Source organism: Pasteurellaceae bacterium RH1A (assembly GCA_012221805.1).
Taxonomy (GTDB): domain Bacteria; phylum Pseudomonadota; class Gammaproteobacteria; order Enterobacterales; family Pasteurellaceae; genus RH1A.
Genome location: CP015195.1, coordinates 2,076,380 through 2,091,112 on the forward strand (window position 1 = coordinate 2,076,380; position 14,733 = coordinate 2,091,112).

Annotated in this window: 13 protein-coding genes; 4 read left to right on the plus strand and 9 right to left on the minus strand. The window is 50.5% G+C overall.

All coding sequences use genetic code 11. The features are described 5' to 3' along the window. Positions 1-61: 61 nt before the first annotated feature. The 6 genes from A4G20_09825 to A4G20_09850 all read right to left on the minus strand — a co-directional run bounded on the left by A4G20_09825 (position 62) and on the right by A4G20_09850 (position 6,032). Positions 62-1,144, minus strand: coding sequence for a phospho-N-acetylmuramoyl-pentapeptide-transferase (locus A4G20_09825; GenBank protein ID QIW16607.1), 1,083 nt, complete (start codon positions 1,142-1,144; stop codon positions 62-64). A 111-nt stretch (positions 1,145-1,255) separates the two neighbouring features. Beyond that, on the minus strand, positions 1,256-2,641 hold the full coding sequence (murF, locus tag A4G20_09830) for a UDP-N-acetylmuramoyl-tripeptide--D-alanyl-D-alanine ligase (protein ID QIW16608.1): 1,386 nt from the start codon (positions 2,639-2,641) through the stop codon (positions 1,256-1,258). 160 nt (positions 2,642-2,801) lie between these two features. Next, positions 2,802-3,644, minus strand: a complete 843-nt coding sequence (locus A4G20_09835) for a phenazine biosynthesis protein PhzF (protein ID QIW16609.1) — start codon at positions 3,642-3,644, stop codon at positions 2,802-2,804. Between the two features lie 69 nt (positions 3,645-3,713). Next, positions 3,714-4,274 (minus strand): Rossman fold protein, TIGR00730 family, encoded by a 561-nt coding sequence (locus A4G20_09840; GenBank protein QIW16610.1) that lies wholly within the window; start codon positions 4,272-4,274, stop codon positions 3,714-3,716. A gap of 69 nt (positions 4,275-4,343) precedes the next feature. Then, positions 4,344-4,817, minus strand: coding sequence for a xanthine phosphoribosyltransferase (locus tag A4G20_09845; GenBank protein QIW16611.1), 474 nt, complete (start codon positions 4,815-4,817; stop codon positions 4,344-4,346). Between the two features lie 69 nt (positions 4,818-4,886). Then, positions 4,887-6,032 (minus strand): acetylornithine deacetylase, encoded by a 1,146-nt coding sequence (locus A4G20_09850; protein ID QIW16612.1) that lies wholly within the window; start codon positions 6,030-6,032, stop codon positions 4,887-4,889. Positions 6,033-6,279: 247 nt separating this feature from the next. Here A4G20_09850 and A4G20_09855 point away from each other — a divergent pair, with 247 nt between their 5' ends. The 4 genes from A4G20_09855 to A4G20_09870 are packed head-to-tail and all read left to right on the plus strand — an operon-like array spanning position 6,280 to position 10,607. After that, positions 6,280-7,209, plus strand: coding sequence for a hydroxymethylbilane synthase (locus tag A4G20_09855; GenBank protein ID QIW16613.1), 930 nt, complete (start codon positions 6,280-6,282; stop codon positions 7,207-7,209). Between the two features lies 1 nt (position 7,210). Next, entirely contained in the window at positions 7,211-7,969 is a 759-nt protein-coding gene (locus A4G20_09860) for a uroporphyrinogen-III synthase (GenBank protein QIW16614.1), read from the plus strand. Between the two features lie 17 nt (positions 7,970-7,986). After that, positions 7,987-9,348, plus strand: a complete 1,362-nt coding sequence (locus A4G20_09865) for a HemX protein (protein ID QIW16615.1) — start codon at positions 7,987-7,989, stop codon at positions 9,346-9,348. An 8-nt stretch (positions 9,349-9,356) separates the two neighbouring features. Continuing rightward, complete coding sequence (locus A4G20_09870) at positions 9,357-10,607, plus strand: heme biosynthesis protein HemY (protein ID QIW16616.1); 1,251 nt, start codon at positions 9,357-9,359, stop codon at positions 10,605-10,607. 100 nt (positions 10,608-10,707) lie between these two features. Here the strand turns inward: A4G20_09870 and A4G20_09875 are convergent, their stop codons facing one another. The 3 genes from A4G20_09875 to A4G20_09885 form a co-directional block, all read right to left on the minus strand. Continuing rightward, positions 10,708-12,006, minus strand: a complete 1,299-nt coding sequence (locus tag A4G20_09875; protein QIW16617.1) for an adenylosuccinate synthase — start codon at positions 12,004-12,006, stop codon at positions 10,708-10,710. A gap of 441 nt (positions 12,007-12,447) precedes the next feature. Then, complete coding sequence (locus A4G20_09880; GenBank protein QIW16618.1) at positions 12,448-13,332, minus strand: protease modulator HflC; 885 nt, start codon at positions 13,330-13,332, stop codon at positions 12,448-12,450. A gap of 2 nt (positions 13,333-13,334) precedes the next feature. Then, entirely contained in the window at positions 13,335-14,549 is a 1,215-nt protein-coding gene (locus A4G20_09885; GenBank protein QIW16619.1) for an HflK protein, read from the minus strand. Positions 14,550-14,733: the final 184 nt, after the last annotated feature.

A 14,733-nucleotide genomic window follows, 5' to 3' on the forward strand; every position in this document is an offset into this window, starting at 1 on the left:
AAAAACAGGCAAGGTGCGTTATAAACGCACCTCATAAAATAAGTGATTAAATAATTATGTCCTAACGCAATTTCAAAGTCACTAACCCAATCAAAACCAACATCAGGGTAATAATCCAGAAACGGACAATAACCCGTGGTTCTGGCCAGCCCTTGAGTTCAAAATGGTGGTGGATTGGGGCCATGCGGAAGATGCGTTTTTTGCGGATCTTATAGGAGCCCACCTGCAAGATAACAGACAGAGCTTCGACCACAAAGACCCCGCCCATAATCACTAAAAGTAACTCTTGGCGAACCAAAACGGCAATCACACCCAGGGCCCCACCTAGGGCAAGTGAGCCCACATCGCCCATAAAGACTTGGGCTGGGTAGGTGTTAAACCAGAGGAAGCCTAGGCCTGCCCCCACAATGGCGGTACAGACAATCACCAGCTCACTACTGAGTTTCACATAAGGAATGTGTAAATATTCGGCAAAATTGACGTTACCCGTAGCCCAGGCAATCAGGGCAAAGGCAGCTGCCACCATAATAATCGGCACAATAGCCAGGCCGTCTAGGCCGTCTGTGAGATTGACCGCATTAGAGGTGCCGACAATCACGAAGTAGGACAAGATAATATAAAATAAGCCCAGTTGTGGCATAAATTCTTTAAAGAAAGGCACAACCAACTGGGTGGCAGCGGTGTCCTTGCCCACAGCATACATGCCAAAAACGGCAATCAGGGCAATAACGGATAGCCAAAAATACTTCCAGCGAGCAATGAGGCCATCGGTATTTTTGCGGGTGATTTTGCGGTAGTCGTCCACAAAGCCGATGGCTCCGTAACCAAAGAGGACAAAGAGAGTAAACCAAACATAGGCATTACGCAAATCGGCCCATAAGAGGGTGCTGACCCCAATGGCAAAGAGGATCATAACTCCGCCCATGGTTGGCGTGCCTCGTTTGCTAAAGTGGCTTTCAGGCCCGTCATTACGGACTTCTTGGCCAAATTTGAGCAGCTGTAAGCGTTTAATCACTTTCGGCCCGATCCAAAGCCCGATGCCCAAGGCGGTAAGCAGGGCCATAATGGAACGGAAGGTAATATAGGAAACCACGTTAAATGCGGTATTAAGTTGAACAAGATATTCAGCAAGCCAAACGAGCATTGTCTAATCCTTCTATAACTAAAAGATTTTTTATGGGTAAGTAGGGTGGGCATCCCTGCCCACCGCTACGACATTATACTTTAAATGGTGGGCAAGGATGCCCATCCTACTTTATTTTAAGGCACTTTCAAGCAAAGCAATCAACTCTTCCATCTTCTGACTACGGGATCCTTTGGCCAGTAATACAAGCGGTTGATTTTCTTGGATTTTTTGCAAAATCACTTTCTTCAAAAAGTCAGCCATTGCAGCCTTATCGGTAAAATGATGTTGGGCATTAGCACTTATCACCGTACTTTCTCGGCCGAAAGAGACCACTAAATCCAAGCCAGCCTGGGCCACATAGTCCGCCACTTCTTGGTGGCAGGCCTCACTTTCTTGGCCCAGTTCAGCCATATCGCCCACAGCAAGAATTCGGTAGGCTGGATAGGCCTTGAGCACATCCACCGCAGACTTCATCGAGTCCACATTGGCATTGTAGCTGTCATCAATCAGCAAGAGCTTGTCGCTGATTTCAATGGGATAGAGCCGGCCCTTGACCTGGGAACGCTGTTCTAAACCTGCCTTAACCGCCTGCAAGTCTGCCCCCACAGCCATAGCCAGGCTGGTGGCCGCTAGGGCATTGCTAACATTGTGCTTGCCTAGATAAGGCAGGTTGATGTCAATTTCGCCCTGGGGAGAATGGAGGGTAAAGCGGGAGCCGTTGAGGGTCAGTTCCACATTTTCAGCCCAGTAGTCGGCATAGGAATCGGTATCAGAGCCTGTGTAGCTAAAGGATTGTAGCTCGTGGCTGCCAATCTCGGCCTGCCATTGCGGGTAGTAATGAGCCAGATTGACAATGGCCTTGCCGCCCTCTTTTAAGCCTCGGTAGATTTCCCCCTTGGCCTGAGCCACGCCTGCCAGTGAGCCGAAACCTTCTAGGTGGGCAGAGGCCACATTATTGACCAGGCAGGCATCAGGTTGAGCCAAGGCGGTAGTATAAGCAATTTCACCAATATGGTTGGCCCCTAGTTCGACCACGGCAAACTTATGCTCTGGGGTTAATCGAAGTAGGGTCAGCGGCACGCCTAAATCGTTGTTGAGGTTGCCGAAGGTGTAAAGTACTTCATCGTCACAAGCGGTGACTTTTTGCAGGATTTTTGCAACCATTTCCTTGACGGTGGTCTTGCCTGAGGAACCTGTCATGGCCACGGTTTTAGGATTGAGTTCGGCCTTGAGCCACTTGGCAAGCCTGCCCAGAGCTAGGCGGGTGTCGGCCACGATCACTTGTGGCACATCAATATCACATTCCTTTTCAACCACCACGGCCACGCAACCCTGTTGGACGGCTTGGACTAGGTAGTTATGGGCATCAAAGTTTTCACCCTTAAGTGCAAAAAAGAGGCCTTTTTCTACCGCTTGGCGGGTGTCGGTGCTGATATTTTTCACTTCCACATCAGGCTGGCCCAGCAGTTTGGCATCAAGGATATGGGCAATTTTATCTAAGCTTAGTTTGATCATTGTTTTTCTGTCTTGAGTTTATTTAAATCCCCAAGCCTGGCTTGAGGAAAAACCTCGCAATTCTAGCACTCTTAGGGCTGGGATTAAATCGCTTATACACAAAAGCAGGCATTTTTAGGCTTTTTGCAAAAAAATGAGGAAATTAGACCGCTTGTTAGCCCTAAGGCAATTTAAAAACACCCTCCCCCACTTCAATCACCCGCCCGCCAACGTAGATGGTCTGCTCGGCATCTAATTGAAGGGAAAGGCGGTTGGGCCTGCCCATATCATCGCCCTGGTGGATGGTGCGAGCTAAGGGAAACCGCCCCAAGGACAAGAAATAAGCCCCCAAATTGGCGCAAGCAGACCCTGTGCCGCTGTCCTCCACCAGCACGCCATTTTCAAAGGAAAAGAGGCGGGCATAGATGGTATCATTTTCTTCTGCCCAAAGATAAATCACCGAACGCCCTTCATCCTGTTCGCAAAGCTCAAAGAGCCTAGAGCCATCTATCTTGAGCCGGCTCAGGCTGGCCTTGTCATAAAGCTGTAAAAGCAACTGGGGCGACCCGCTGTTAAGCCAATAGGCCTGGGAGGCAAAATCACAGGTGGCTAAACCCGTTACGGCTGATAGTTGTTGGGCAGTCGCTAGGCTTGGGCTGATTTCATAGCCCTGAATGGCCATTTGCACTAAGCCATCTTGTACACTGATGCCAACTGGCTTGGCCCGGGTATTAACTTGGAAATGGGCAGGCAAGTTTTTCAGCTGCTGCAATACATAGGCACAACCCAAGGTAGGGTGGCCGGCCAAGGGCAGTTCCAGATGAGGGGTGAAAATGCGTAAATCCGCAGCTGCATTTTGCGAGGCAAAAGCAAAAACCGTTTCACTTAGGTTAAATTGACGGGCAATGGCCTGCATTTCAGCATCCGTCAGCCCATGAGCCTCAGGGAAAACCGCCAGGGGATTGCCGCCGAAGTGTTCTTGGGCAAAAACATTGACCAGTTTGAAGGGGTAGGTGCGTTGCATAAACTTCCTTAATCTTCATTTGCAAGTTTTTGGGAATATTTGACCGCTTGTTAAGCGGCCACTAAACAATCAGTAGGTTCTCACGAGAGGAGCTTGGTAGGAGGCAATAAAGGCCTCAATCTCGGCCAAATCTTCACTAAAGAGTAGCTTGTCAAAATCGGTCTGGGTCAGGAAGCCGGCTTCCATCATAGAGGCGTACATTTGCCTTACAGGGTTATAGAAGCCTTGTTTATTAAAGAAAATACAAGGGGAAGAATTTTGCCCGATTCTGGCCCAGGAATAGACTTCAGTGATTTCTTCCAGGGTGCCAGGCCCACCCGGCAGGGCAATACAGGCATCGGCCAGTTCCAACATTTTGGCCTTACGCTGGGCCATGGTGTCCACCAAAACAAATTCCGTTAAGGCAGGATGGGCAAGTTCTCGTTCTTGCAGAAATTTAGGCATTATGCCAATCGCCTTGCCGCCCTGGGCCAGCACGCTATCGGCAATCAGGCCCATCAGGCCAGCTCGGCTGCCGCCATAAACAAGCGTGTGTTGGTTAGAAACAATCCAGTTGGCTAGATCTTTTGTTGCTTCTTGGTGGGCGGGGTGATTGCCCAGGCTGGCGCCGCAATAGACAGTGATCTTCATCTTTGATCCTTGGTTTGATTTCATACACATAAACAAAAGGCGAACCGCAGTTCGCCTTGACACCAAATCTTATTGTTTTGAGAGCGGTGGTACGAAGGTGATGCCCAAGTCCCAAGGTTGCTCGATCCAGGTTTCTTGTGGGATGTCGATCACATAATCGTCTACTAAAGGCGCACCCTGTGGCTTAGCAAAAACAGTTACAAAGCGGGCCTTTGGATACATTCTGCGGATTTCCTTGGCTGTGTTGCCAGTATCGACTAGGTCGTCCACCACGATAAAGCCTTCGCCATCGGTCTCAGCCGCATGTAGCACCTTGAGTTCGCCCTGGCTGTCGTGGTCGTAGCTGGCAATGCAGACGGTTTCTACATGGCGAATGCTAAGCTCACGGGCAAGGACTGCTGCTGGGAAAAGCCCCCCACGGCTAACTGCAATAATCCCCTTCCACTGGCCGGCTGGCAGTAAACGCTCTGCTAATTTGCGGGCGTGCATATGGAACATATCCCACGTTACCACGTATTTTTCGTTTGTGTATTTTTCGCTCATACTCTTTACCTAGATATAAAAAATTGCCGAATTTTAGCGGAATTTTCGGGTTTTGGATAGCAAAAATCGCTAGGTCAGGCAAAAATGCTGGATCAGTTCCCGCAATAAGGCCTGGGTTGGGGCGATGAAATTCATATCCAAGTATTCATCTGGCTGGTGGGCCTGCTCAATAGACCCCGGCCCCAGCACCAGGGTTGGACAGAGGGTTTGGATAAAGGGGGCCTCGGTACAGTAATTAACAGCTTCACACTTTTCGCCCAAGAGCTTTTCAACTACCTGGACGATCTGGGCCGAATGTTCGCACTCATAGCCTGGAATACCCGCGTGCAGGTGGCGGATGTCAATCAGATCGCCCCACTTGTCTAAGAGGGGCTTGAGGCTCTCATCTAGCATGCCCCACAAATCTTGCAGGGCCAGGCCGGGCAGAGGGCGGATGTCTAGTTGCAGTTCGCAGCAGGCACAGATACGATTGACTGCATCGCCCCCATGGATACTGCCAAAATTCATGGTTGGGTGGGGGATTTGAAAGAGGGGGTTGTGGTACTTGGCTCGTAAATCCTGCTTGAGCTGGGACAGATGGCCGATGGCCTCGTGCATAAGCTCAATGGCATTGACCCCACGATCTGGATCGCTGGAATGGCCTGTTCTGCCTGTGATCCGCACCGCCTCACCCAAGTGGCCCTTGTGGGCACGGATAGGTTTAAGAGAAGTCGGCTCGCCAATGATGGCACAAGCGGGGCGAATATGGCTGGTAGCACTAAAGGTCCTGGCCCCCAGCATGGTGGTTTCCTCATCGGCCGTGGCCAGGATCCGCAGGGGCTTGGTTAATTTGCTTAAATCCAGCTGGCTGACCACATCCACCACAAAGGCAAAAAATCCCTTCATATCGGCCGTGCCTAAACCATAGAGCTTGCCGCCTTTTTCGGTTAGCTTGAAGGGGTCGAAAGTCCAGCGGCCCTCATCAAAGGGCACGGTGTCGGTATGCCCGGCCAGGAGCAAACCGCCCTCCCCCTCGCCATAGGTGGCCAGGAGATTGTATTTGTTGCGGGAGCCTTCCAAGGGAAGCACCTCGGTACGAAAGCCCAGATCAGCCAGCCAGTTGGCTAAAAGGTCAATCAGGGGCTTGTTGGATTGATCATACTCGGCCCTGAGGCTGGAAATGCTTGGAATGGCGATCAATTCTTGGTAGCGGTTGAGAAAGGGGATGTGGGGCATGGGGTGTCCTTAGCGATAGCATGATGGCACAAGCATCCTCGCTTGTGCCTTATCTACATAGTTTTCAGCACCAGCCCGGAGGCTGGTGCTATCAGTTCAGAGATTATAAACCCTTTCAATACTTTGACCTAGTTCACATTTTCAAACAAGCGGTCTGTTTTTTGCGGAAATTTACAAGCCCAACTTTTGGAAGATGGGCAAAATGGTGTTACTATTAGCACCAAATTTTTAGAGAATTAGAAGAAGAATGAAAGATACCCTACGCATTGCTACCCGCCAAAGCCCACTGGCCCTGTGGCAGGCAAATTTTGTCAAAGAGGCCTTAGAAGAACGCTTCCCAGAGCTGACTGTGGAACTGGTCACCATGGTGACCAAGGGCGATATTATTTTAGACACCCCGCTGGCCAAGATTGGCGGCAAGGGGCTTTTTGTTAAGGAATTAGAACTGGCCCTGCTGGAAAACCGAGCCGATTTGGCCGTTCATTCCATGAAAGATGTGCCTATGAGCTTCCCAGAAGGTCTGGGCTTGGCCGTAATTTGTGAGCGGGAAGACCCCCGTGATGCCTTTGTTTCCAACCACTTTGCCAGCCTGGCAGATCTGCCAGCCGGGGCGGTGGTGGGGACATCCAGCCTGCGTCGCCAGTGCCAGCTCATGGCCAAGTATCCACATTTGACGGTCAAATCCCTGCGGGGCAATGTGGGCACACGTTTATCCAAGCTCGATAGCGGAGAATACGATGCCATTATTTTAGCTTCTGCGGGCCTTATTCGCTTGGGCATGGCTGAACGCATCCGTGCCTTTATTTCTGTAGAAGATTCCCTGCCCGCCTGTGGCCAAGGGGCGGTGGGGATTGAAACCCGGGTTGATGATGAGCGGGTGCTCCGCTATATCAGTGTGCTCAACCACCAGCCAACCCGCTACTGTGTGGAGGCTGAACGGGCCATGAACACCCGCCTACAGGGTGGCTGCCAGGTGCCGATTGGGGGCTTTGCCACCCTTGAGGGCGATGAAATCAGCCTCAATGCCCTGGTTGGCTCCTTAGATGGAACGGAGATTATCCGGGCCTCTGGCAGGGCCAAGCTGGAAGAAGCCCAGCAGTTGGGCCAGCAAGTGGCTAAATCCCTCTTGGCCCAGGGGGCAGACAAGATTTTGGCCCAGGTCTATCAGGCAGGCTAGGATGAACGTACTGATTACCCGCCCCCAGCCCAGCGGCCAGGCCTTGGTGGATATGCTCAACAAGGTGCAAATTTTTGCCCTCCACCAACCGCTTGTTAGCATTGAAGCTGGCCGGGAACTGCCTCAGCTCCATGCAGCCCTTAATCAACTTAAGGCAGGTGACTATGTTTTTGCGGTGTCCAAGCATGCGGTAGATTTCGCCACAGATACCCTCAAACAAACGGGTTTTCACTGGCGGGAAGATTTAAACTATTTTGCGGTGGGCAGACAGACAGCCCAGCATTTCGCTGCCCAAAGCGAACAGCAAGTGGCCTACCCGATTGAATCGGAAAACAGCGAAGGCCTGCTCAATTTGCCCCAAATGCAGGACTTGACCGATAAAACCGTGCTTATTTTACGAGCCGAAACAGGCCGGGAACTTTTTCCTGAGGAAGCCAGCCGAAGGGGGGCAAAGATTGCCTATTTGGAATGCTACCAACGCCAACCTGTGGCGGATAATTTGGCAGATCAAATTAGCCTCTGCAAGCGGGCAGGGATTGATACCATCGTGGTGACCAGTGGCGAGATCTTACAGGCCCTCTATGATCAAACCCTGGCAGAAGATCGGGCTTGGCTAACCGCCTGCCGCCTCTTAGTGGTGGGGCCACGCTTGGCAGAGCAGGCTCAAGGCCTGGGTTGGCAGGCTGGCAATATTATACTTTCTGAAAAAGCAGACAACCAAAGTCTGTTTGACAGACTCATTCAGAATGTGGGACGTTAATTAACTAAGGTGGACTTATGTCAAAGCAAAAGAGAGAGGTTGAAGACCTAGAAGTAACTGAAGTGCCTGTAGAACAAACAGAAGCGACAGTGGAAGCAGAACAAGCGGTTCATTCTGAGCCAGAATTAACAAATGAACCTGAAGAAGGAACCCAAGAAGAACTTAAAGAGGAGCCCTTAATGGAAAATACCGAAAATACCCCGGCACCAGAAGCCAAAAAATCGGGCGGCACAGGCCTTGCCCTACTTGCCCTGTTAGTGGCCCTAGGCTTGGGTGGCGCAGGCTACTACTTTGGCAGCCAAAAACTGGCCAGCCTAGAAGCTAATGTCCAGCAGCAGCTTGCAGGCGCAGTCAATAAACTCAAGGAAGCCCAGCCAGAGCAAATGCAGATTGAACTGCCGAATTTCGATGCAGAAAAGGTGCAGATCGCCACACTTAGCAGCAATTACCAACAGGCTCAACAACGTATCAGCCAGCTTGAGCGTGAACAGGCCGTTTACACCCAACAGATCAACAGCCTCCAGCAGCAAATTCAGCAATTAGGCAATATGCCAAAAGCCGATACCTCCACCTTCCTCTTATCTGATGCCGACTTCCTACTCAACAATGCCATCCGCAAAATGGTCTTGGATAACGACATGGACACCACCAAAAACCTCTTGATTGAGGCTGATAAGGTGTTGGCCCAGGTGTCTGATTCAGGCGTACTGGCCGTGCGTGAAGCCATTAAGGCAGACCTTAACCAACTGTCTTCCATTAACGAGGTCGATCAAAACGCCCTCATGCTCCGCCTGACTCAGCTGGCCAACCGCCTCGATGATATGCCGCTCTTGGATAACGACAACCAAGAAGAAGGCTTAAGCACGGGTGAAGTGTCTGATTCCATCGCTGATTATGCGGAAAACTTGGAGAAGAGTGCCAATTCTTTCCTCAACCACTTTATCCGTGTTAGCGACAAGGGTGCGACCACAGAAAAAGCCTTTGTGGCCCCGCATCAGGAAATCTACCTACGTGAAAACATCCGTCTGCGTTTGCAAATTGCGATTTTAGCCATTCCACGCCAACAAAATGAGCTTTATAAGCAATCCCTTGATGCCGTGGGCACCTGGGTGCGCAGCTACTTCGATCTGCAAAACGAGAATGTAAAATCCTTCTTAAAAGATTTAGATACCCTTAATGAGCAGTCCATCTACATTGATGCGCCTAAGCAGCTCCAGAGCTTGAACGCCTTGGATCAGCTGCTCAACAAGCAATCGCCAAAGGTAGAAAAAATTGAGATGGAGGCTGAAAAAGCCCTTGAGCCAGCAGCAGAGCCACAAGGCCAGACGCCAGCCCTGCCTGAAGCGGAAGCTCAACCACAAGCCACCCCTGCCCAATAGGAGATTGTATGTTTAGAGTACTATTTTTAATGCTTGTCCTCCTTGCAGGACTGGTCGCAGGGCCTTATATCGCAGGCCACCAGGGCTATGTGAGAATTGAAACCGATGCCAAGGTAATTGAAATGAGCCTGGTCATGTTGGTGGTTTTCTTTGTGGTTACCCTAGCCCTAATCTATGGCCTAGAAACCCTGCTTAGAAAGCTCTTTAGCCTTAGCCGTGGCGCCTATAACTGGTTCGGCAACCGCAAACGTAAAAAAGCCCAACAGCAAACCCTTGAGGGCTTAATGAAGATGAGCGAGGGCAACTATGCCAAGGCAGAAAAACTGATTGGTAAAAACGCCAAACATGCTGACGAGCCGATTCTCAACCTGATCAAGGCTGCCGAAGCTGCCCAGCAAAATGGCGATGATCTGACCGCCAATAAATACCTGATTGAGGCCTCCAAACTGGCTGGTAAGGACAATATCGCCCTAGAAATCGCCCGCACCCGCATTCTTATGCAACAGGGCAAACTGCCTGCTGCCCGCAGTGCGGTAGATAGCCTGCTTGAGCTAGCCCCAAACAACGAAGATGCCAACCGCCTAGCCATCCAAATCTACCAAGATTCCAAGGCCTACAAGGCGCTGGACAAATTGCTGGACGATGTCGGCCAACGCAGTTTCCTCTCTGCCCAGGAATTTGAGGCACTAGAACACTTTGTCGATGATGGTTTACTGGATGAGATCCTCCACGAAGAAGGCCAAGAAGGCCTGCTCAACTGGTGGGAGCAACAACCAAGTCGCCGCCGTAAATCGGTTTACACTCGTGTAGCCCTGGTCACCCGCTTAATTGACAGCGATGACCACGAATCTGCCGCTGAACTGGCCCTTGAAACCGTGAAGAAATTTGAAGACGAGCAACTGGCCCCACTCTTCGCTCAACTGACCCGTCTCCAAGTGCCCGAAGACAGCAAGCTCATTAAGGTGTTAGATAAACGTGCGAGCAAGGCCATCGAAGAATACAGCGATGATTACGCCCGTGCCCTAGGTTACATCTACACCCGTGAGGGCCTCTTTGCCAAGGCCAAGCCGTATTTTGTTCAGGTTATCAACCACAAACAATGTACCGCCCAAGACAGAATTATGGCCCTACACATGGCCGAGCAGTTGCACGATGAGGAACTTATCGACCTTATCCGTGAACGCAACCTTAAAGAGGTCAATATGCAGCCGCAAGAGCCAACCCCGCTCCTGCCGGAAAACCTACCAAGGGCTGAATAAGCCCCAAACAAAAACCGCACAATGTGCGGTTTTTTTATCCCTAGAACAAGGGGGCTGAAATATGCAAGTTTTTGCAACAATCAGCCCGCTTGTACTTACTTTATGCAGCAAACGGATCACGCAGGATCATGGTTTCCACCCGATCTGGGCCTGTGGAAAGAATATCCACTGGCACGCCAACCACTTCCTCAATCCGCTTGATATAGTCAAGGGCGGCTTGTGGTAGGTCTTCACGCTTGGTGACACGGAAAGTGTTTTCGCTCCAGCCTGGCAGGGTTTCGTAGATTGGCTCTACCCCTTCCCAGTCGGCTGCTGCCATTGGGGCGTATTCCACCACACGGCCGTCTGGCATCTTATAGGCCACACAGATCTTGAGCTCATCAAAGCCATCTAGCACGTCTAATTTGGTCATACAGAAGCCTGAAATGGAGTTGATTTGCACGGCACGGCGAACGGCTACAGCATCAAACCAGCCACAACGGCGTGGACGGCCTGTTACTGCCCCAAATTCGTTCCCCTTACGGGCAATTTCAGCCCCGACTTCGTCAAAGAGTTCGGTGGTGAAAGGGCCAGAACCCACACGGGTGCAGTAGGCCTTGATAATGCCTAGCACATAGTCAAGGTTGCGAGGGCCGAAGCCTGAACCCGTTGCCACGCCACCTGCGGTGGTGTTGGAGCTGGTTACGAATGGGTAAGTCCCATGGTCAATATCCAACATGGTGCCTTGGGCGCCTTCAAAGAGGATATTGTCGCCATTTTTGCGGGCTTCGTGTAAGAGGGTAGTAATGTCGGCCACCATGCCCTTGATCACATCAGCCACAGCAAAGACGTCATCCAAGGTTTTTTGGAAGTCCACCGGCTCAACCTCGTAGTAGTGAACCAATTGGAAGTTGTAGTATTCTAGGATCTTCTTGAGCTTTTCAGCAAAGGCCTCTTTATTGAAAAGATCGCTGACCCGCAAGCCACGGCGAGCCACCTTATCTTCATAGGCCGGCCCAATACCACGGCCGGTAGTGCCGATTTTCTTGTCACCCAAGGCCGCTTCACGAGCGTGATCCATGGCCACATGGTAAGGAAGAATGAGTGGGCAGGCCTCTGAAATTTTCAGGCGACTGCGTACATCAATGCCCCGGGCCTCTAGTTCGCCCATTTCTTTGAGCAAGGCTTCTGGTGAAAGCACTACGCCATTGCCGATTAAGCAGGTTACATTATCCCGTAGGATACCGCTTGGAATCAGGCGAAGAACGGTTTTTTCGCCGTTGATAATGAGGGTATGCCCTGCGTTATGTCCGCCTTGGTAGCGAACCACATATTTAACACGATCGGTTAAGAGATCGACGATTTTGCCTTTTCCTTCGTCGCCCCATTGAGCGCCGAGGATAGCTACACTTTTGCCCATGTTATTTGCCTCTTAGTGGTTGGTAATTTAATTTAGGTTACATATCTGGTTTCGACCGCCGATTTCATCGGCGCTCGAGCATACTTTTCTTTGCTCGTGCAAAGACAAAACCGTTAGGTTTTGAATGTTGCCTTTAGGCAACAGCCTGAAAGGTGAGCAAAGCGAATAAAAGTAGCCAAAAGAAAACACGCCCTACTTCACCGCTTTTCCTCACTTAGCTGAAATTTTCTTAACGGAAAATAACCCTGTTGTTCGCTTCGCTCTCGCTCGGGATTATTTTCCTAAAAATTTCAGCACGTTCGGGCGGTTCAGAAGGGAACCCGATCGGGCTAATCCAATAACAAGCGGTCTAAAATTTATGATTTTTTGCAAATTTTTGAGGAATTTGCTCCGCTTGTTAGCTGCATAAAAAAGACCCTAATCAGGGTCTTTTGGGTAGAGCTATTTTGTGCCCTTGTCCATGAAGCGGAAGAATTCGCTCTTTGGACTTAATAACATCATGTTGTTTTGGCCTGGGCCGAAACTTTCTTCGTAGGCCTTGAGGCTGCGTACGAAGGCATAGAATTCAGGGGCTTGGCCGAAGGCTTCTGCGTAGATTTTGGCTGCTTGGGCATCGCCCTGACCTTTCAGTTCTTCAGCAGTCTTATTGGCAGTGGCTTGAATTAAGACCACTTTTTTGTCCACTTCAGCCCGGATAATTTCGGCCTTTTCTTCACCCTGAGAACGGTGTTCACGGGCTACCGCATCACGTTCAGCCCGCATACGTTGGTAGATGGAGCTGGATACTTCATTCGGCAGGTTGATTTGCTTAACCCGCACATCCACTACCGCAATCCCCAATTTTTCTGCCCCGTCATCGCCATCGTTAAGGGCCTTTTGAGCCCCGGCCATGAGTTCACCACGGGAACCTGATACGATATCCTTGATGGTGCGGGAACCGATTTCTGAACGCAAGCGGTCATTTACCTTACGTTGAAGGAGGTCGGCTGCTTTTTTGTAGTCGCCACCTGTTGAGGTGTAGAACTGGCCAAAGTCGCTGATCTTCCATTTAACGTAAGAATCGACCAACAAGTCCTTCTTCTCAACCGTAACAAAACGGGCCTCTTGGCCGTCTAGGGTCTGGATACGGGCATCTAAGACCTTGAGTTGGTCAATAAAAGGCACCTTGAAATGCAGACCTGGCTCATAGACCACCACCTTGTTATCGGCATCACGGTGTACCTTATTAAAGCGTAGCATAATGCCCCGCTGGCCTTCTTGAACAATCAATACCGATTGGAAAACCACAAAGGCGATAATCGCTAATAAGGGTAATAATTTACGCATGATTAGAATCTCCCCTTGCGAGTGTTGTCGGCGGGTTCAGTTGTTTGCACCTGTGGTGCAGCTTGCTGAACCTGTGGTTGGGCCATCTGTGGTTGAACCTGTGGCTGGCTGCTTGGTTGGGTCGTGGCAGCTGGTTTGCCGTTTAAGATTTTCTCAAGCGGCAGAACGGTCAAGTTATTGCCAGCCTCACCATTCATCAGCACCTTAGGTGTATTTTTCAGCACCTTTTCCATGGTTTGCAGGTATAAACGCTCACGGGTGACTTCTGGTGCAGCCTTATACTCTGGCAAAATCTGCTTGAAGCGTTCCACTTCCCCCTGGGCATTGAGCACCACTTGTTCCTTGTAAGCAGAAGCCTGCTCTAAGATCCGTTGGGCGTTACCACGTGCAATTGGCTCTTGGCCACGGGCATAGGCTTCGGCTTCACGGATTAAGCGTTGTTCATCTTCCTGAGCCTTGATGGCATCATCAAAGGCAGCCTTAACTTCTTCAGGCGGGCGGGCGTATTGGAAGTTAACGTCCGTCACCAAAAGGCCCATATCGTAGGTTTTGATGATCTCACGCAGGGCATTCCAGGTGTTTTCCCGCACAATGGCCCGGCCGGTGGTTAAAATATCGTCCATGGTCATATGGCCGATGACATAACGCAGAGCACTGTCGGTGGCCTGTTTGAGGCTGTCGTCAGGGTTTCGGACACTAAAGAGATACTTGGCTGGGTCTTCAATCCGGTATTGCACCGTCATTTCCACCAAAACCATATTTTCATCTTGGGTCAGCATGGCCCCGCTGGTGCTGAGTTCTGAAACCCGCTCAATATTGACTGGGCGAACCTCATCAATAAAGGTTGGCTTCCAGTTAAGGCCTGGCATAACGATGTCGTTGAGCTTACCAAAACGGGTCACAACCCCACGCTCGGCCTCTTGCACGGTATAAAGGCCTGAACCGGCCCAAACCAAAACCCCCAAACCGATTAAAAGCGGCAGGAACTTGCCTAAGGATGGCATAGGTTGGCTGTTATTTGAGCCATTTTGCTTGTTACCCCCGCCCATTTTTTTCAGCAAATTGCTGAAGGCTTCTTCCAAATCTGGCGGCTGGCCTTGATTATTCTGTGAAGGCTTAGGCTCTTGTTGATTGCCCTGCCCCTGCTGTTCTTCAGGCTTTTTTTGCCCTGGTTTTCCCCATGGGTCTTGCTGGTTGCCTGATTCATTCCACGACATAAATTTCTCCACGTTAAGAAAGTGTCTTTGCCTTTTTCGCAAGCCTTGGATTGTAACGATTTCGTTACCGTTTGGCTAGCCATTTCCTTGCAAAAAATTGCTCAAAAGCAACCGCTTGCCTACCTAGCACATCAATACCCAAACAAGCGGACAAAAAATCAGGTTATTTTGCAAAAATTGTGAC